The organism is Candidatus Saccharibacteria bacterium, assembly GCA_016789455.1.
Classification (GTDB): domain Bacteria; phylum Patescibacteriota; class Saccharimonadia; order Saccharimonadales; family Saccharimonadaceae; genus CAIJKY01.
This window is the reverse complement of sequence record JAEUQU010000002.1, coordinates 221,728-235,582: the sequence shown is the minus strand read 5'-3', so window position 1 is coordinate 235,582 and position 13,855 is coordinate 221,728. Positions and strand designations below refer to the sequence as shown.

At 57.6% G+C, this 13,855-nt stretch carries 15 protein-coding genes and 2 tRNA genes; 2 read left to right on the top strand and 15 right to left on the bottom strand.

The annotated features are described in order from the left end of the window. Positions 1-28: 28 nt before the first annotated feature. The 8 genes from JNJ66_02190 to JNJ66_02155 form a co-directional block, all read right to left on the bottom strand. Positions 29-104: transfer RNA gene (locus tag JNJ66_02190), tRNA-Phe, on the bottom strand. Between the two features lie 111 nt (positions 105-215). Continuing rightward, positions 216-956, bottom strand: coding sequence for a slipin family protein (locus tag JNJ66_02185; protein MBL8159243.1), 741 nt, complete (start codon positions 954-956; stop codon positions 216-218). Positions 957-1,034: 78 nt separating this feature from the next. Next, positions 1,035-1,640, bottom strand: a complete 606-nt coding sequence (locus JNJ66_02180; GenBank protein ID MBL8159242.1) for a prepilin-type N-terminal cleavage/methylation domain-containing protein — start codon at positions 1,638-1,640, stop codon at positions 1,035-1,037. Between the two features lie 56 nt (positions 1,641-1,696). After that, positions 1,697-2,236 (bottom strand): type II secretion system protein, encoded by a 540-nt coding sequence (locus tag JNJ66_02175; protein ID MBL8159241.1) that lies wholly within the window; start codon positions 2,234-2,236, stop codon positions 1,697-1,699. 150 nt (positions 2,237-2,386) lie between these two features. Next, positions 2,387-2,863 carry a hypothetical protein gene (locus JNJ66_02170; GenBank protein MBL8159240.1) on the bottom strand — a complete coding sequence of 159 codons (477 nt, stop codon included), beginning with the start codon at positions 2,861-2,863 and terminating at the stop codon, positions 2,387-2,389. A 234-nt stretch (positions 2,864-3,097) separates the two neighbouring features. After that, entirely contained in the window at positions 3,098-3,577 is a 480-nt protein-coding gene (locus tag JNJ66_02165; GenBank protein ID MBL8159239.1) for a hypothetical protein, read from the bottom strand. Between the two features lie 190 nt (positions 3,578-3,767). Then, a complete protein-coding gene (locus tag JNJ66_02160) occupies positions 3,768-4,595 on the bottom strand; it encodes a prohibitin family protein (GenBank protein ID MBL8159238.1) in 828 nt (275 codons plus the stop codon). Positions 4,596-4,703: 108 nt separating this feature from the next. Continuing rightward, on the bottom strand, positions 4,704-6,203 hold the full coding sequence (locus JNJ66_02155; protein MBL8159237.1) for an HDIG domain-containing protein: 1,500 nt from the start codon (positions 6,201-6,203) through the stop codon (positions 4,704-4,706). Between the two features lie 97 nt (positions 6,204-6,300). Between JNJ66_02155 and JNJ66_02150 the strand changes: the two genes are divergently transcribed. Beyond that, a tRNA-Val gene (locus JNJ66_02150) sits at positions 6,301-6,377 on the top strand. A 614-nt stretch (positions 6,378-6,991) separates the two neighbouring features. Here JNJ66_02150 and JNJ66_02145 read toward each other — a convergent pair. The 5 genes from JNJ66_02145 to JNJ66_02125 all read right to left on the bottom strand — a co-directional run bounded on the left by JNJ66_02145 (position 6,992) and on the right by JNJ66_02125 (position 9,810). Next, entirely contained in the window at positions 6,992-7,411 is a 420-nt protein-coding gene (locus JNJ66_02145; protein ID MBL8159236.1) for a hypothetical protein, read from the bottom strand. Between the two features lie 94 nt (positions 7,412-7,505). Then, positions 7,506-8,180, bottom strand: a complete 675-nt coding sequence (locus tag JNJ66_02140) for a DUF305 domain-containing protein (GenBank protein MBL8159235.1) — start codon at positions 8,178-8,180, stop codon at positions 7,506-7,508. Between the two features lie 47 nt (positions 8,181-8,227). After that, a complete protein-coding gene (locus JNJ66_02135; GenBank protein MBL8159234.1) occupies positions 8,228-8,644 on the bottom strand; it encodes a hypothetical protein in 417 nt (138 codons plus the stop codon). Positions 8,645-8,713: 69 nt separating this feature from the next. Continuing rightward, entirely contained in the window at positions 8,714-9,319 is a 606-nt protein-coding gene (locus tag JNJ66_02130) for a hypothetical protein (GenBank protein MBL8159233.1), read from the bottom strand. 89 nt (positions 9,320-9,408) lie between these two features. Further along, positions 9,409-9,810: a hypothetical protein gene (locus JNJ66_02125; protein MBL8159232.1), complete on the bottom strand. Its 402-nt coding sequence runs from the start codon at positions 9,808-9,810 to the stop codon at positions 9,409-9,411. 23 nt (positions 9,811-9,833) lie between these two features. Between JNJ66_02125 and JNJ66_02120 the strand changes: the two genes are divergently transcribed. Then, entirely contained in the window at positions 9,834-12,362 is a 2,529-nt protein-coding gene (locus JNJ66_02120; protein ID MBL8159231.1) for a M1 family metallopeptidase, read from the top strand. Here JNJ66_02120 and JNJ66_02115 read toward each other — a convergent pair. Continuing rightward, entirely contained in the window at positions 12,328-13,260 is a 933-nt protein-coding gene (locus JNJ66_02115) for a ribonuclease HII (GenBank protein ID MBL8159230.1), read from the bottom strand. The genes JNJ66_02120 and JNJ66_02115 overlap by 35 nt on opposite strands. Positions 13,261-13,347: 87 nt before the next feature. After that, positions 13,348-13,764 (bottom strand): 50S ribosomal protein L19, encoded by a 417-nt coding sequence (gene rplS, locus JNJ66_02110; GenBank protein MBL8159229.1) that lies wholly within the window; start codon positions 13,762-13,764, stop codon positions 13,348-13,350. Positions 13,765-13,855: the final 91 nt, after the last annotated feature.

The following is a 13,855-nucleotide window of genomic DNA, read 5'->3' as shown; positions in this document are numbered from 1 at the left end:
ACCCCATCCAAGGATGGGGTATTTTCTTTGGTGGCTCCTCCCAGACTCGAACTGGGGACACAAGGCTCTTCAGGCCTCTGCTCTACCAACTGAGCTAAAGAGCCAGGCTGGTTCTGGTAAAACGTACTCATCATACGCTATTGTGCCTCTGTTTTCAACTGCCCGGACAGTATGGTGCCGGCCGGGCAGTCAAAGTGCTCTGCTTACCCGCTTGCTTATTTGTGGCGCAGGGCGTCAATCAGCTCGATTGGGAACAGGAAGGTCGTCTTCTGGCTCGGCTCGGTGCTGATGCGCTCCAGCGTATTCAAGGTGCGCAGATTGATAGCACCAGGCGTGGTGGCCAGAATTTTGGCGGCGTCAGCCAAGGTCTGGGCAGCAATCTTTTCGCCGTCGGCACCGATGATGTTGGCCCGCTTCTCGCGCTCGGCCTCGGCCTGCTTGGCCATGGCGCGCTTCATGTCCTGGGGCAGCTCAATGTTCTGCACCTTCACCGCCTCGACATCGATGCCCCACTGGTCGGTCTGACGGTCGACGATCTCTTTGATCTGCGTACTGATTTCGTCCCGCTTGCTCAACAGATCATCCATATCCACGTTACCGGCCACGTCGCGCAGCGCCGCCTGGGCGAACTGGCTGGTGGCATACATGTAGTTGGTAGTTTCCAGCACTGCCTTTGCGGAATCGATGACGCGCAGGTAGACGACGGCATCGACACCGACGGTGACGTTATCGCGCGTGATGACTTCCTGCTTGGCAACATCAATCGGCGTCGAGCGGATATCAACCTTGATGATCTGCTGAAAGATAGGAATAATGATGCGCAATCCTGGCTCACGGATACCTGTGAAGCGTCCAAGCGTCAGCACGACTGCCCGCTCGTATTGATTGATGATCTTGATGCCGCTCAGTACGAACAGCACTACGATGCCGATGATGAACCAGATGAAAACGTCCACGGGTAACTCCTGTTTATACTTAGAGTATACGCCTTCCGATACGGCGCCGCCAGATGTCCGTGCTGTCGTGCCGTCAGATTATAGTGTCGTTGGATCCGGCAGTCGTATCCGGCAGAACATATTGCCGTCACCGCTTCTTTCACTGACGCCGCCTCGTGCCGGGTCGGGAGTGGACGAAAAGTTGGGCCAGTTATCGCCGACAGCAGGTATCATGACATCGCCCAGCCCGCATGATTCAAATCCTTCAATGATGTAATTGATTCCCCAAGGCACGGAAATCCCGTTGACCGTGTACCCGGCAAAGTTGTCGATGAACGCGCCTTTGCGGCAACACCCGTTGTAGTTCAAGGGATTATCGCCCGGTTTTGGCAAAGTCCCGCCAGTCATGTACGGGCGGATTGCGTTATTGAAATTGGCATCTTCGGCAACTCCCCAGCCACACCAGCTGAACGAATAACTTTCGCCCAAGCAGGCTGTGCCGGTACCGATCGGATAACTACCGTTGTCGATGGCGTAGCCTATAAGTGCCTTGCGATAGTCTTTGACCGTCGTGATCATTTGGGCATTACGGGCACGGCGCTGCGCCGTAGAGATTGAATTGATAGCAATCAGCGCCAATATGCCGATGACGACAATGACGATAAGCAGCTCAACGATGGTAAAACCCCTTGCGAGGCGGGCCATGATTATTTCCTATTATGCTTGCCGCCCCACACAAGCGCAAGCGTTACAGCTGCGACTCATAAGCATTCGGGCAGTGAGTTAGGTATCATTTTCCAGACAGTACGGTTGGCTGTGCCGTCGCCATTGTAGTAAAACAACTCGTCCTGCTGGCAGTTAGTTGCAGCGTGCTCACCTTCGTTCTCGTCAAACAGGTACGGGTTTCCATTGATGTCACCGTCGCGCAGCTGCACCAGGCTCGTGCCGGCAGCGGTGCCGACGTCATTCAGTGCCTGGTAATAATCCAGCCAGCAGTTGTGGGACTTTGGCAGGTTCTTGGGCTCGATATTCGACTGGTTCTGGCCCCAGGGCGCCACGTTGGAACAACCGCCTTCGGACCAGCCCCTGCCAGTAATACCGACCAGTGTCTTGCCGGTACTGGCGCGCGCAGCCAATATAGCCTTATACAGTACCGTCAGATCGGAATTTCGCCGCGCCACGAGCGCTCTTTGCTGGGCATCCCTTACGATTGCCGTCACAATCAAGGCCAGAACGCCAAGCACGATCATGACGATGAGCAGTTCAACGATGGAAAAGCCGAGCTGGCGATAGCGTCGCATAATGCTAATACTTTATCATACGGCCGCTAGCCGAAACGACCCCGGACAAACAAAAAAGAGCCGATTGGCTCAAGTGGTTGGGCCCGCGGCCCGCAGTGTTCTTCACGCTGCGGGCCGCGGACAGTCGGGGAGCGCCGCCCCTGGTTGGCGCTATTGGAGATGGTGCTCGGTAGTAGCCACGGTCTTGCCGTAGCCTTGCAACATCACGCGGGCGAATCCGCCCTTGGCTGCCGGGAAGTCCCAATAGACCCGTACCGGCGGTACCGTGTTAACGGCCAATCGGCCGCAGCCGCTGCCAGTGGGGCCCTGGCGGCTGGTGATATAGGTGCCATCCTTGTCGTAAATCTCGATCTTCATCGACGGCGAGCAGACCTGGTTGAGGACCGGGACAAATGTCCCGAAAGTGCCCCATACCGAGTAGATGTAGGTGCCGTTCCCGTCGACCGTGCTGCAGAACTGTCCGTTCGGCGCCTTGATGTCGGTCCCCGGGATGGTGATCTTGTTGCCGTACGTGGCGCAGACCGTCGAGCTGGCATGGGCCAGCGGTGGGTCCAGTGCTGCCTGGCCAAGGTTCAGGCCCAAGATCAGCACTAGTACGACAACGATTCCTGACGCAACCTTTTTCACGTGCATTCCCTTCTAGAGGGGTCTACGGGCAAAGCGCTATCACCGCGCTCCAGAAGCGAAATCGTCTTCCGTCCCGTTGCCTACGTTTATACTATACCGCCGCGTCACTAACAAACCGTTCCTAATGCAAAAAAGACCCGGCGGGCCTCTTCGTTGTCTAGTTGTACGGTCTGTGGCCCGCAGCGCACGATGCACTGCGGGCCACAGACTGGCGGGGAGCGGAGACCCAGAGCGTCAGCTCACGGCATGACGGGTCGTGACCACGGTCTTGCCGCCGCTGAGCAGCGACACCTGGATGGTACTGCCGGCCTGCGGCAGGCGGGTCATCATTGGCAGGCTGTTCAGACTTGCCGCAGCGGTCAGGCCGCAGCCATACCCGGCAGCGCCGAGCCGGCGCATCAGAAGAGCACCGTGCCTGTCGTAGATGTCGACCTTCAGCGACGGCGCACAGACATCCGAGATCACCGGGATCTTCGTCTGGAAAGTACCCGCGATGGAGTGCACCGCGGTATCTCGGCCGTGGAGCGTGCTGCAGAACTTGCCGTTCTGCACGCTGATACTGCCATGCCCGGCAACCACCCGTTCGCCGAAGCCCTCACAAGCCGTCATCGCGACTTGGGGCACCGGCGGACTGGCGTTCGCCAAGTTTGCGCCGGAGAAGCTGAGCAGCAGAAGTGCCGCCAGCAGCACCGACAGGACGCCTTGCCTTCTCACTGGAGTAGGCTCTCTTTCTGGATGGGGAGCGGAGCGAGTCAGGGCGCAACTCGAGTGCGCCGCAGCATCGTGATCCTGCTGTCTCGCCTCCACTGTTTTATAGTATTGCGGCGTTAATTTCAATAGTATTTATGGCTAAATAGCATTTACATCTGTTTTTTTATTGTTACGCCAGCAACGTTTGCACTGATTATTGCTTGACCGGGATGTTGAAGATAGTGCCATCACCCCCGACCGTACTTGGCATCTGCCCGTTCCACTTATCAATTGCTTTGTTCTGGGCTTCCACTTTTTTCAGCTCAATGAGCTCCGGCGTGATGGTCTGCTGCTGGAGACGTTGCGCTTCGGCAGAACCCTGCGCCTTCTCAATTTCCTGCTGCGCCTCTACCTTGACGCGCTCGAGGTTCTGGCGGGCTTTCTCGGCCTCCTGGCGGGCGACCTGCGTAGCTTCGAGCGCCTGGTTGAACTGCTGACTGAACTTGAAGTCGACGACGTTGAGGTCGATGACCCGGATATCATACTGCGCCAGGCGCGCCTTGATGACCTCAAACGCCTTAGCCTTTACCTCGGACCGCTTCGTAATCAGCTCCTGCGCCGAGTAGTTGGCACTGGCCGCCTTGAAGCTTTCCTGTACCGCCGGAATGATAATTCGGTCTTTGTATTCGGGCCCAATTTCTTTATACACCCGGATGGCCGTGTTGCTGTCGAGTGCATAGTTGACGGCCAGCATGGCGGTAACGTCCTGTAGGTCGCTGGTTGCGGCCCGGCTTACCTGTTGCTCTTTCTGGACGCGGATATCCATTTTGTGGATGCTCTCAATCGGCCACGGCAGCTTCAGGGTGATGCCGCTTGCCGCCGTACGGTTGACCTCGCCAAACCGGGTAATGATGCCGACCTGTCCGGCATCGACGGTGCGGACGCAGAAGACCATTAGGAAAACGATGACCGCCGCAGCTATAATCAGGTACTTCTGGCGCTGCGTGAGCGTTGGCAATGATGGTGATGAGACTTTTGACACGGGACGTCCTTTGCTTTAGCTAGTTTGTGCACTACACAACAGTATACCGCCTATCGGTAGCGGGAGCACAAGCATGTGCGTAATAATATTAATTAAAATTTAATAAGCCTATCTGCTCCTATCGGGGCTGTCATCGGTATGCGTAGTGGCATGCTTCTCATAATAGGCAATCCCCTCCTCCCGCGTAGAAAACGCCCCGTTAATCTGCGCCGCCTCAAGCCACGCCAACACCTCGCCCATATGGCTTCCTGGTGGCACGCCAAGCCGAAGTAGGTCCCGCCCCAGCACCAGCCGCTGCAGTGGCGCCGCAGATACCGCGAGGACTTCGGCACGATGCTGAAAATATGTGATGAGCGACGTATCAAGCTCTGGCAAGGTCCGCCCACAGAAATCCGCCTCGGTCACCCAGATAAGCTCCTGGATGGTTGCCGGCTGCAGCCGCTTTGACAGACGACGGATGGCCGCGTCCTTGGCCCGCCGAGCCTCCGGCAGGAACATATGATCAAAGATGATGCGCTCCACCTTGCGGCGAATGTCAGTGGCAACGTGCAAAGATTTCATAAACCGCCGCGCCAGTTCCACGCCCGCCTTAGCATGCTCCGGCGAGCGGATACGGCCGGTCTGCGGATCCCGCACCGTCGTCACTGCCTTGCCCATGTCATGACAGAGCGCGCCAAGCAGGACGGTCAGGGCCTGATCGCGCCCCAGCTCCTCACGTCGGATTATGGCCGCCGCGACATCTACCGCGAGTAGCGTGTGGTTCCAGACGCTGCCCTCAGGGTGCCACTCCGGCTCCTGCGGAGTATCAGTGAGTGCGGCCAGTTCCGGATGCAGCTTCTGAATAATGCCCAAATCCAAGCCCGCCTGCAGTCCGATACTGGGACGCTCGCTTTTTAGCAACAATTTGAGCCATTCCTCGCCGATCCGCTCGCTTGATAGATCGTGCAGATCCAAATCCCGTATCAACCCTGCAGTCCGCTCTTCAACATCAAAACCGAACCGGCCGGCAAACTGCATGCCGCGTAATGCCCGTAGTGGGTCATCGCCGAACATCACCGGGTCGACGGCCCGTAGCCGGCGCAGACGGATGTCCGCCACGCCGCCATGCTCATCAAACAGTTCACCAGTCAATGGATCGAGCGCCATGGCATTGATAGTGAAATCGCGGCGACGGGCAGCGTCCTTGTGGCTGAGTTGCGGGTCGGCCTCGACGATGAAGCCCCGGTGCCCGCGCCCCGCCTTACTGTCTTTGCGCGGCAAGGCAATATCCAGCGGCCCCAGCTTGAAGACACCAAAACTGACCCCGACCGTGTTGACGCGGCCGATGGATTGCAGCAGGGTCAATAACGCATCCGTCTCCAACCCATACACTTCCAGGTCGATGTCCTTGGCCTCGACTGTCAGGCCTAACTCGGCCTGCAGCACCAAGTCACGCGGATACCCTCCCACCACTAGCACACGGCCGCCGGCCGCCCTGACCGCCTCGGCGATGCGCACCGTCAAACTGACCTCTTTGGGGCTCAGAGAGGTGGCATCGGGGTTGGCTTGGATAGTATAGAAAGTAGGGTACATCTTGACAAAAACGGTAAAGTATGCTATGTAAAGCATAGCAGCATGCCCGGGAGCAGGCAAGGCCACCTCCTCCCCGCTTATGCTTGGCGAATACCAGACTATTTGCTATTATCATCTGGCAATGTTGCATTAAGGGCGCTTAGCTCAGTTGGCTAGAGCGCTTCGTTTACACCGAAGATGTCGGGGGTTCGAATCCCTCAGCGCCCACCACGAATGACAATCATTACCACCTTGAACAGAGGTGGCATTGCGCAGAAAGCACATCTCCGGGTGTGTTTTTTGCTTTCAGGTGGCTCAAGTAAGTGATGGCCAGTTCAAGGTCACCTCTGTTGCGGGTTTGAATTCCTCAAGCCTCTAGCCGCATCGGTACATACTGTTTGTGTACTAATGTAATCTGGAGGATGTACCGATGCCCCGATGACCCACGCCGAATATTGTCAAAGGCACAATATACTACGGACCTTGTGGTTAGAGCGGACAGTGACATGACCGACGAGATGCTTCGCGAGCACCGACGACGGATGGCAGACTACGAACCAGGTTTGCCGGCAAGGGCTGGCAAGGCTTATCACTGTTTCTTGCTGATACTTGCAGCACGAAGCAAGCCGTCAATCAACGTTGCCGTAGCGGATGGAGTGCCTGTTCTCGGAGTGATGCACCCATCGCCACAATATAGACGATTGGCGAGTGCGATAATTGCCTTAGTAAGATGGCAAAGGGCGCATCACTAAAAATGGCTAGTTAATGCGCCCAGCCAACTTCTAAAGGCGTTCTGAACCAAAATCATCGAGCCTAGTTGACATGTTCTCTATGCAATGTTTTAGCTAGTGATGCGACAGCCCCAAGTCCTTCTGCCATTTCAGCAGCGCTTGAGAAGCTGTTGTCGAGAACTTACCATACGTCTCGTTAAACTTCTTGAGTTCATCGCGCTTGGTCCGCTCCGAGCTAATCCGATTTATCGCGGCAGCCTGGTGGTTGAGCTGAATTGCATATAAAAAGTATTGCCGTTCGAAGTCGCTGTCGGGCGCCGTCTGGAGCGCATCCACCATCTCGTTCATGTTCATCGTCTCTATATTCTTCACGATCTGGCTCGAGCTTTGCTTCTCGGGTAGTCGCCGGTTCTCGGCCGCCAAACGGTTGTTATCGGCAGCAAGTGGCTGGACCTTCAGCCACCAGACAGCCGCGCCACCCAGCACCACGCCAGGCAAGAAGAACAATAGGGTAGCTTTAAGAAGTCCCCGCATACGCCCCCTCAATCCCCCTGAGGGCAACTTGTGCCCCCAGGGTATTATTGATGCGATGTAGGATTTTCGCGAATATACTCATCGCAAGTCCTCGCTATTGCCCGTAACCCCAGTCGGCAAGCCACTGTTGCATCTGGGCAATTTCAGCCTCCTGGGCCGCAATTATCTCGGCGGCCAGCTGCTTCACCTCGTCGTGTTTGGCGTTCGTTGCAGCGGGACGGGACATGGCGACAGCACCCTGGTGATGCTCAATCATCATCTGCAGGAATGTCTTGTCGAAGTCGTCGCCCGTCTTATCCTTGAAAGCCGCATCCATGTCAGTCATGCCCATAGTGCTGTGATCCATCATGAACTCGTCCATCACTGCCGGATAGCCCCATGCCTTTTGCCAGGCAGTCATCGTCTCAATTTCCTTCGACTGGCTTTCGATGATTGAGCCGGCCATGGTCTGGAGCTCGGTATGCTTAGCTTTCGATAAGGCCATGTTCGCCATGTCGACGGCACCCTTGTGGTGCTCGATCATGTCGCCGACATATTTTTTGTCAAACTCATCACCCTGCAGACTACTGTACTCGGCAGTCAGTTTTGCGAGATTGTCGGCTACAGTGTCCTGCGCAGGCTGCGCTGCGCCTCCATGATCCATGCCCGCCATGCTGTCGGTGCTGGCGGTCTGGTCGCGGTTGGCAGTAGTCGCGTACCAGCCCGCCGCCACAACGGCCAACAGACCGGCAAGTACAATTATTGCTTTACCAACGGTCAGTTTCTTCATATGCCTCTCCTGTTTATGCTAATTGAAAATGAAGCGTAGAGGAGCGGTCAACTGATGTAGCAGGCGACGAGCCGGTAGGCCGGCACTACTTGCAGCACACGGACTGCCGATGTATGGACTTTGTCAACCAAAGCCGAGAAGCCAAGGCTCAGACCAATGGCAGCCAGTAGCGGCGTCAGCACCTTCTGAAGCTTCTTAAGGATGCGTCCGATGCGTTGCCGCCGGGTTGGCTTTGCTAACATGCAGGCTGTGGCGCAGCTAGGATTAGGGTGATCGCCGCCCATGCTGCCGTGCGCCATAGCCGAGCGGGCTGGCGAGTGATGGCCTAGGGATGTGCCGAGCGTGGCGATGGAGGTGAGGCTGGTATTGGTGATAAAGACGGCAAGGATTAATAAAAACGCGAGCACCACCTGGCCAAAGCCAGCACGTTGCCCGCGAGTAATATTTACTTGTGTATTTGCCATGTTCTCTGACTAGTATATCGCATCGAGTGCGAGGAAGCTAAGTCCTCGGCGTGCCCCTGACCAGGATAATCAGTGAGCGTGGCCGTCGGAGGACTCTTCCTCAACTGCCGGTTGGGCGTGCTGTTCTTCGGTCGCATCCTGGTTGCTACCAGTGGGCTCGTCGGCCGTCTGCTCGGTCTCTCCGTCGTGCCCATGAGGTTGTTGGCTGTATGACTGGGCATAGCTACCAAGCACACCGCCAAGAACTATGACAAATGCCAGCGCGGCAGCGGCCAGCTTGAGCGTTTGCCTACGATGCAGATCGATGCCATTTTTCAACACGTAGCCCAGCAGGGAGAGCAGTACGCCAATGGGAATCAACTTGCTGGCATACTCCGGGACTTCATCGAAATGTTGCACGCCGCCGCTGATCATGCCGACGCCCAGGGCCAGCAGTATTGAGAAGACGATCAGTTTGGCAATTTCAGCATGCGTCGCCTGCCGCTTCATGATCGTGATCTCGTTGATGGTGGATGAGGCTACGAATATGACGGCCCCTAATAGGCCGATAATCGCGAAGCGCACCGGATTGAGAGGCAGGTGGACAATCGCACCGGAGAGAAAGCCGGTTCCGATGAACAGGCCCATGTAGACGGCGTAACTTGGTATGACGTGTTTTAATCTGTGTTTCGACATTGCGGGTGGAGCCTTGCTTACTGTAATACAAAGTTCATGGTATAGAAGCGGTCAGATATGTGCAATAGTTGCGCAGGCCTGAGCTTAACTCACCTCAGGCCTCGCCGCAGCCGCATCTTTCTCCACTTCCTCTCCATGACGTACAGTCGCACTCCCCGCTTACGCAGCAGTCGCGAGACGCTGCTGACGCTCGTGCCATACCGCTCCGCCAGCTCCAGCTTGGTGGTGCCGCCACGGAAGGCGGTGATCAGCCCCTCGACTCCTGCGGGGCCCAGGCGCTCCTCCAGCGAGGCTGGCTGACGTGAGGTCGGCACTGTGACCTGCGTAGGAACGGGCATGGCGTCCGCGTCCGGCCACCCCTCCGTCATCGCGAGCAACCGCCGCGTCTCCCACGACGGGTGCGCGAACGCCCGCCGAAGGTCCACCAAGAAAATGACCTGTCCTCCGGGACGGGTCTTTTTCTTGTAAGCATTTTCATAAATATACGCCACGTCAGTTTGCTACACTGGTAAGTATGCAAGCAATCACCCGCCTCTATACTTCATTCCAGCCCAAGCACTACGAGCTTGACCTGACATTGCTCCGCAAGGAGCGTCGCTTCGTCGGTACGGTCATTATTACCGGCACTGCCCAGCACCGTGATCATCTGAGCCTGCATGCCAAGGAACTGGTCATCAGCAGCGTCAAGGTCAATGACGCCGATGCCACCTTCACGCATGAGCAGGACGATGAACTGCGCATCGTCAGCGACGCCATCAAACCGCACGAGGAGTACCGCATCCAGGTGGAATTCAGCGGCCACATCACCAACCCGATGCACGGCCTCTACCCCTGCTACTTCGAGCATGAGGGCAAAAAGAAGGAACTGCTGGCCACCCAGTTTGAAAGCCACCACGCCCGCGAGGTCTTCCCCTGCGTCGACGAACCCGAGGCCAAGGCCACTTTCGACCTGACTCTGACCACCGAGCAGGACATCACCGTGCTGAGCAACACGCCTGTCAAAGAACAGAACAAGACGAACGACCACCTTGTGACCACCTTTGAGACCACGCCGAAGATGAGCACCTACCTGCTCGCTTTCGTCGTCGGTGAGTTGCAGTACCGCGAGGCCGTCACTAAGTCCGGCGTTGTCGTCCGGGCCTACGCTACGCATGCTCAGCCTGCGGACGGCCTCGACTTCCCTGTAGCCTTTGCCGCCCAGGTCATCGATTTCTTCAATGACTACTTCGGCGTCGACTACCCACTGGTCAAAGCCGACATGGTAGCCGTGCCCGACTTCTCGGCCGGCGCCATGGAGAACTGGGGTCTTATAACTTACCGCGAGAGCACACTACTGGTTGATCCTCAGAACAGCAGCGTCAGCCAGAAGCAGTACGTTGCGACCGTCGTGGCCCATGAGCTGTCCCACCAATGGTTTGGCAACCTGGTGACCATGCAGTGGTGGAACGACCTCTGGCTGAACGAGAGCTTTGCCGCCATGATGGAGTGCGTTGCCATCGATGCCATCCACCCGGATTGGGACTGCTGGCTCGATTTCGCCTCACATGACACCGTCGTCTCGCTGCGCCGCGACTGTCTGCCCGGCGTCCAGCCAGTCAGCCTGCCGGTGCACCATCCCGACCAGATCAGCACCCTGTTTGACCCGGCTATTGTCTATGCCAAAGGTGCCAACGTCCTGAAGATGTTGCGGGCTTACATCGGTGAGGACGCCTTCCGCAAGGGACTGCAAGCCTACTTCAACAAGCATGCCTTCGGCAACACCGTCGCCGATGACCTATGGGACGCTTTCAGCCATGCATCCGGCCATGACATCGGCGCCTTCATGCACGCTTGGATCTACAAGCCCGGCTACCCGATGGTCACCGTCAAGCAGGATGGCAGCAACGCCTCTTTGCACCAGCGCCGCCTACTGATGAGCGACAAGGATTACGAATCGCTCTGGCCGGTGCCGCTCTTCCCCAACCACGAGATGTCAGTACCCCTGCTGGAGCAGCGCAAGGCCGAAGCCCAGCTTGAGTCCGACAAGCCGCTGATGCTCAACCTGGGCGGCAACGGCTTCTTCGTCACGCATTACGAGGACGAGGAGCATCAGGCTTACATCCGCCGCCAGTTGGAAAGCGGCATCTTCGCACCGATCGACCGGCTGCGTATCCTGCACGAGACCCTGCTGCTGGCACGCGGCGGCGAATTGCCGCTGGTTGAGGCCGTCAAACTTATCTCGGCCTACAAGCACGAGGACAAGGATGCCATCTGGGACATGATCGCCCTGGTCATCAGCGATGCCCGTCACTTCAGCGAGCACAACAAGGAGATGGAAGACGGTCTCAAGCGGCTGGTGCTTGAGCTGGTACGCGAGCAGTTCGAACGCCTCGGCACCGCACCACGTGACAGCGACACCGAGGAAGAGCGCAAGTTGCGTGCCTCCATCTACAGCTTGGCCGTCTGGGCCGAGTACCAGCCGGCCGTCGACGCCGCCCTGGCTGACTTTGACCGCTTTGAAAAACCACAGGAACTGCCGGTCGACCTGCGCGGCATCGTCTATTCAGCCGGGGCCCGCTGGCGTGGCATCGATGGGTACCACAAGCTGCTCGCCCTCTACAAGGCATCGACTTCGGCCGAGGAGCGCCAGAGCCTGGCCAGCTCGATGTCGGCCACCCGCGACACCGAAATCATCAAGAAGCTGCTTGGCCACGTCACTGACCCCAAGATCGTCCGCACCCAGGATGTCGCCTTCTGGCTGATCTACCTCATCCGCAAGAAGCACGGCCGTGAGTTGACCTGGGAGTGGCTGACCAACAGCTGGGACTGGATTGAGGAGCACTTCAAGTCCGACAAGTCATACGACGACTATCCGCGCTACGCCTCCGGTGCCCTGCTGGGCCAGGAATGGCTTAAGCGCTACAGTGACTTCTTCACACCGCTGCTCGATGACGTCGCCCTGCACCGCGCCATCACCATCGGCATCGAAGATATCCGCGCCCGCACCGAGTGGTTCGAGCGCGACGAGCCTAGCCTGCGTGAATATCTGACACAAATTCCGTGACCTGCATCGGTAGGCCGCCGACTTCGAGCGCCGCCAAGCGGTAATCGCCAGTGTACCCATGACTATGCCGCCAGACTTCGGCGGCATAGTTCATTTGGCGCTGTTTGGCAGGCGTGACATAATCCAGGCCGCGACCACTGGCAGTACTGCGCCGATACTTCACCTCGACGAATGACACCGCACTATCCTTCTGCGCAATAATATCAATTTCACAGCCTCGCGTGCGCCAATTCCGTTCAATCACCGCATATCCCTGGCGAACCAGCCACTCAGCCGCCAGCGTCTCGGCGGCCTGGCCTGCCGTAGGCGCGATGCCGGTATGTGCCTTGACCGGCTTGGCCGTCCAGCCCACCATGCCGCTCATCGGTGCGAAGCTCTGGCGGTGCAGTGCGCTGACGCCATGCGCCCGCAAGGCTGCCGTGTGCGCCGCCGTGCCATAGCCGACGTGTTTTTCAAACCCATAGGCCGGGAATATGCCCGCCAGTGCCGCCATATAGTCGTCGCGTGCCACCTTGGCGATGACTGACGCCGCCATGACCGACGGAATCAGCGTGTCGGCCTTGGGCAGTGTCGAAGCCAGCGGATGATCGAGCAGCTTGATAGTCCCATCGATGATAATCTCGTCAAACGGCACACTCAGCCCCTCGACCGCCCGTTCGGCTGCCAACTTCAGCGACGCCGACATGCCGATGGCATCAATCGTCCGTGCCGATACCCAGCCGATCCCAATGAACGCCGCCTCCTGGCGAATTAGCGGCACCAGCGCCTCGCGCCGCCGCTTTGTCAGCAGTTTGCTGTCGTTCAGGCCGGCCAGCCGGTCCGGCTCTATGCCGGCAGCAGCCACCACCACCGGCCCGGCCCAGGCGCCACGCCCCACTTCATCCAGTCCGATAATCATGCGCCCAGTGTACCACTCCGTAAGCCGCGCCGGCATAGGGCAACAAAAAATCTCCGCCGGAGCGGAGATTCTTGATAGCAGAGATGTCTACTTGGCTTCTTCAGCAGTCTCGGTAGCCGGAGCGGCTACTTCGACATCGTTGACGGCCTTGCGGTCAAAGTCGACGCCGGTCAGGCGGGCCGACTTACCGCTGCGCTGGCGCAGGTAGGTCAGGTAGTTACGGCGGACCTTGGTACGCTTGGTAACTTCAACCTTGGTGATCAGCGGGCTGTGCAGCAGGAACGTCTTCTCGACGCCGACACCGCTGGCGATACGACGCACGGTGATGGTGTTGGTCAGGCTGTCGCGGCGGCTGGTGCACAGAACGACACCCTCGAACATCTGGACACGCTCTTTGTTGCCTTCCTGGATCTTCTGGTAGACGCGAACAGTGTCGCCGCTACGGACGTCGACGACCTTCTGCTTCTTGTGCTCTGCTTCTACTTTTTGGATAAGTGAGAACATAAATTACTTCTTTTTACCTTCAAATTAGTCTTCAATCCACACAATACTACCATAAAACTTCGGTTATTCCAATAGATAAAGCCTGTTAATC

What these genes read in the sequence shown, in the direction of transcription:
- JNJ66_02180 (MBL8159242.1), bottom strand. Translation starts at nt 1,640, where the DNA reads ATGGCCCGCCTCGCAAGGGGTTTTACCATCGTTGAGCTGCTTATCGTC.
- JNJ66_02175 (MBL8159241.1), bottom strand. Translation starts at nt 2,236, where the DNA reads ATGCGACGCTATCGCCAGCTCGGCTTTTCCATCGTTGAACTGCTCATC.
- JNJ66_02155 (MBL8159237.1), bottom strand. Translation starts at nt 6,203, where the DNA reads ATGCTTTACATAGCATACTTTACCGTTTTTGTCAAGATGTACCCTACT.
- JNJ66_02145 (MBL8159236.1), bottom strand. Translation starts at nt 7,411, where the DNA reads ATGCGGGGACTTCTTAAAGCTACCCTATTGTTCTTCTTGCCTGGCGTG.
- JNJ66_02140 (MBL8159235.1), bottom strand. Translation starts at nt 8,180, where the DNA reads ATGAAGAAACTGACCGTTGGTAAAGCAATAATTGTACTTGCCGGTCTG.
- JNJ66_02135 (MBL8159234.1), bottom strand. Translation starts at nt 8,644, where the DNA reads ATGGCAAATACACAAGTAAATATTACTCGCGGGCAACGTGCTGGCTTT.
- JNJ66_02130 (MBL8159233.1), bottom strand. Translation starts at nt 9,319, where the DNA reads ATGTCGAAACACAGATTAAAACACGTCATACCAAGTTACGCCGTCTAC.
- JNJ66_02120 (MBL8159231.1), top strand. Translation starts at nt 9,834, where the DNA reads ATGCAAGCAATCACCCGCCTCTATACTTCATTCCAGCCCAAGCACTAC.
- JNJ66_02115 (MBL8159230.1), bottom strand. Translation starts at nt 13,260, where the DNA reads ATGATTATCGGACTGGATGAAGTGGGGCGTGGCGCCTGGGCCGGGCCG.
- rplS (MBL8159229.1), bottom strand. Translation starts at nt 13,764, where the DNA reads ATGTTCTCACTTATCCAAAAAGTAGAAGCAGAGCACAAGAAGCAGAAG.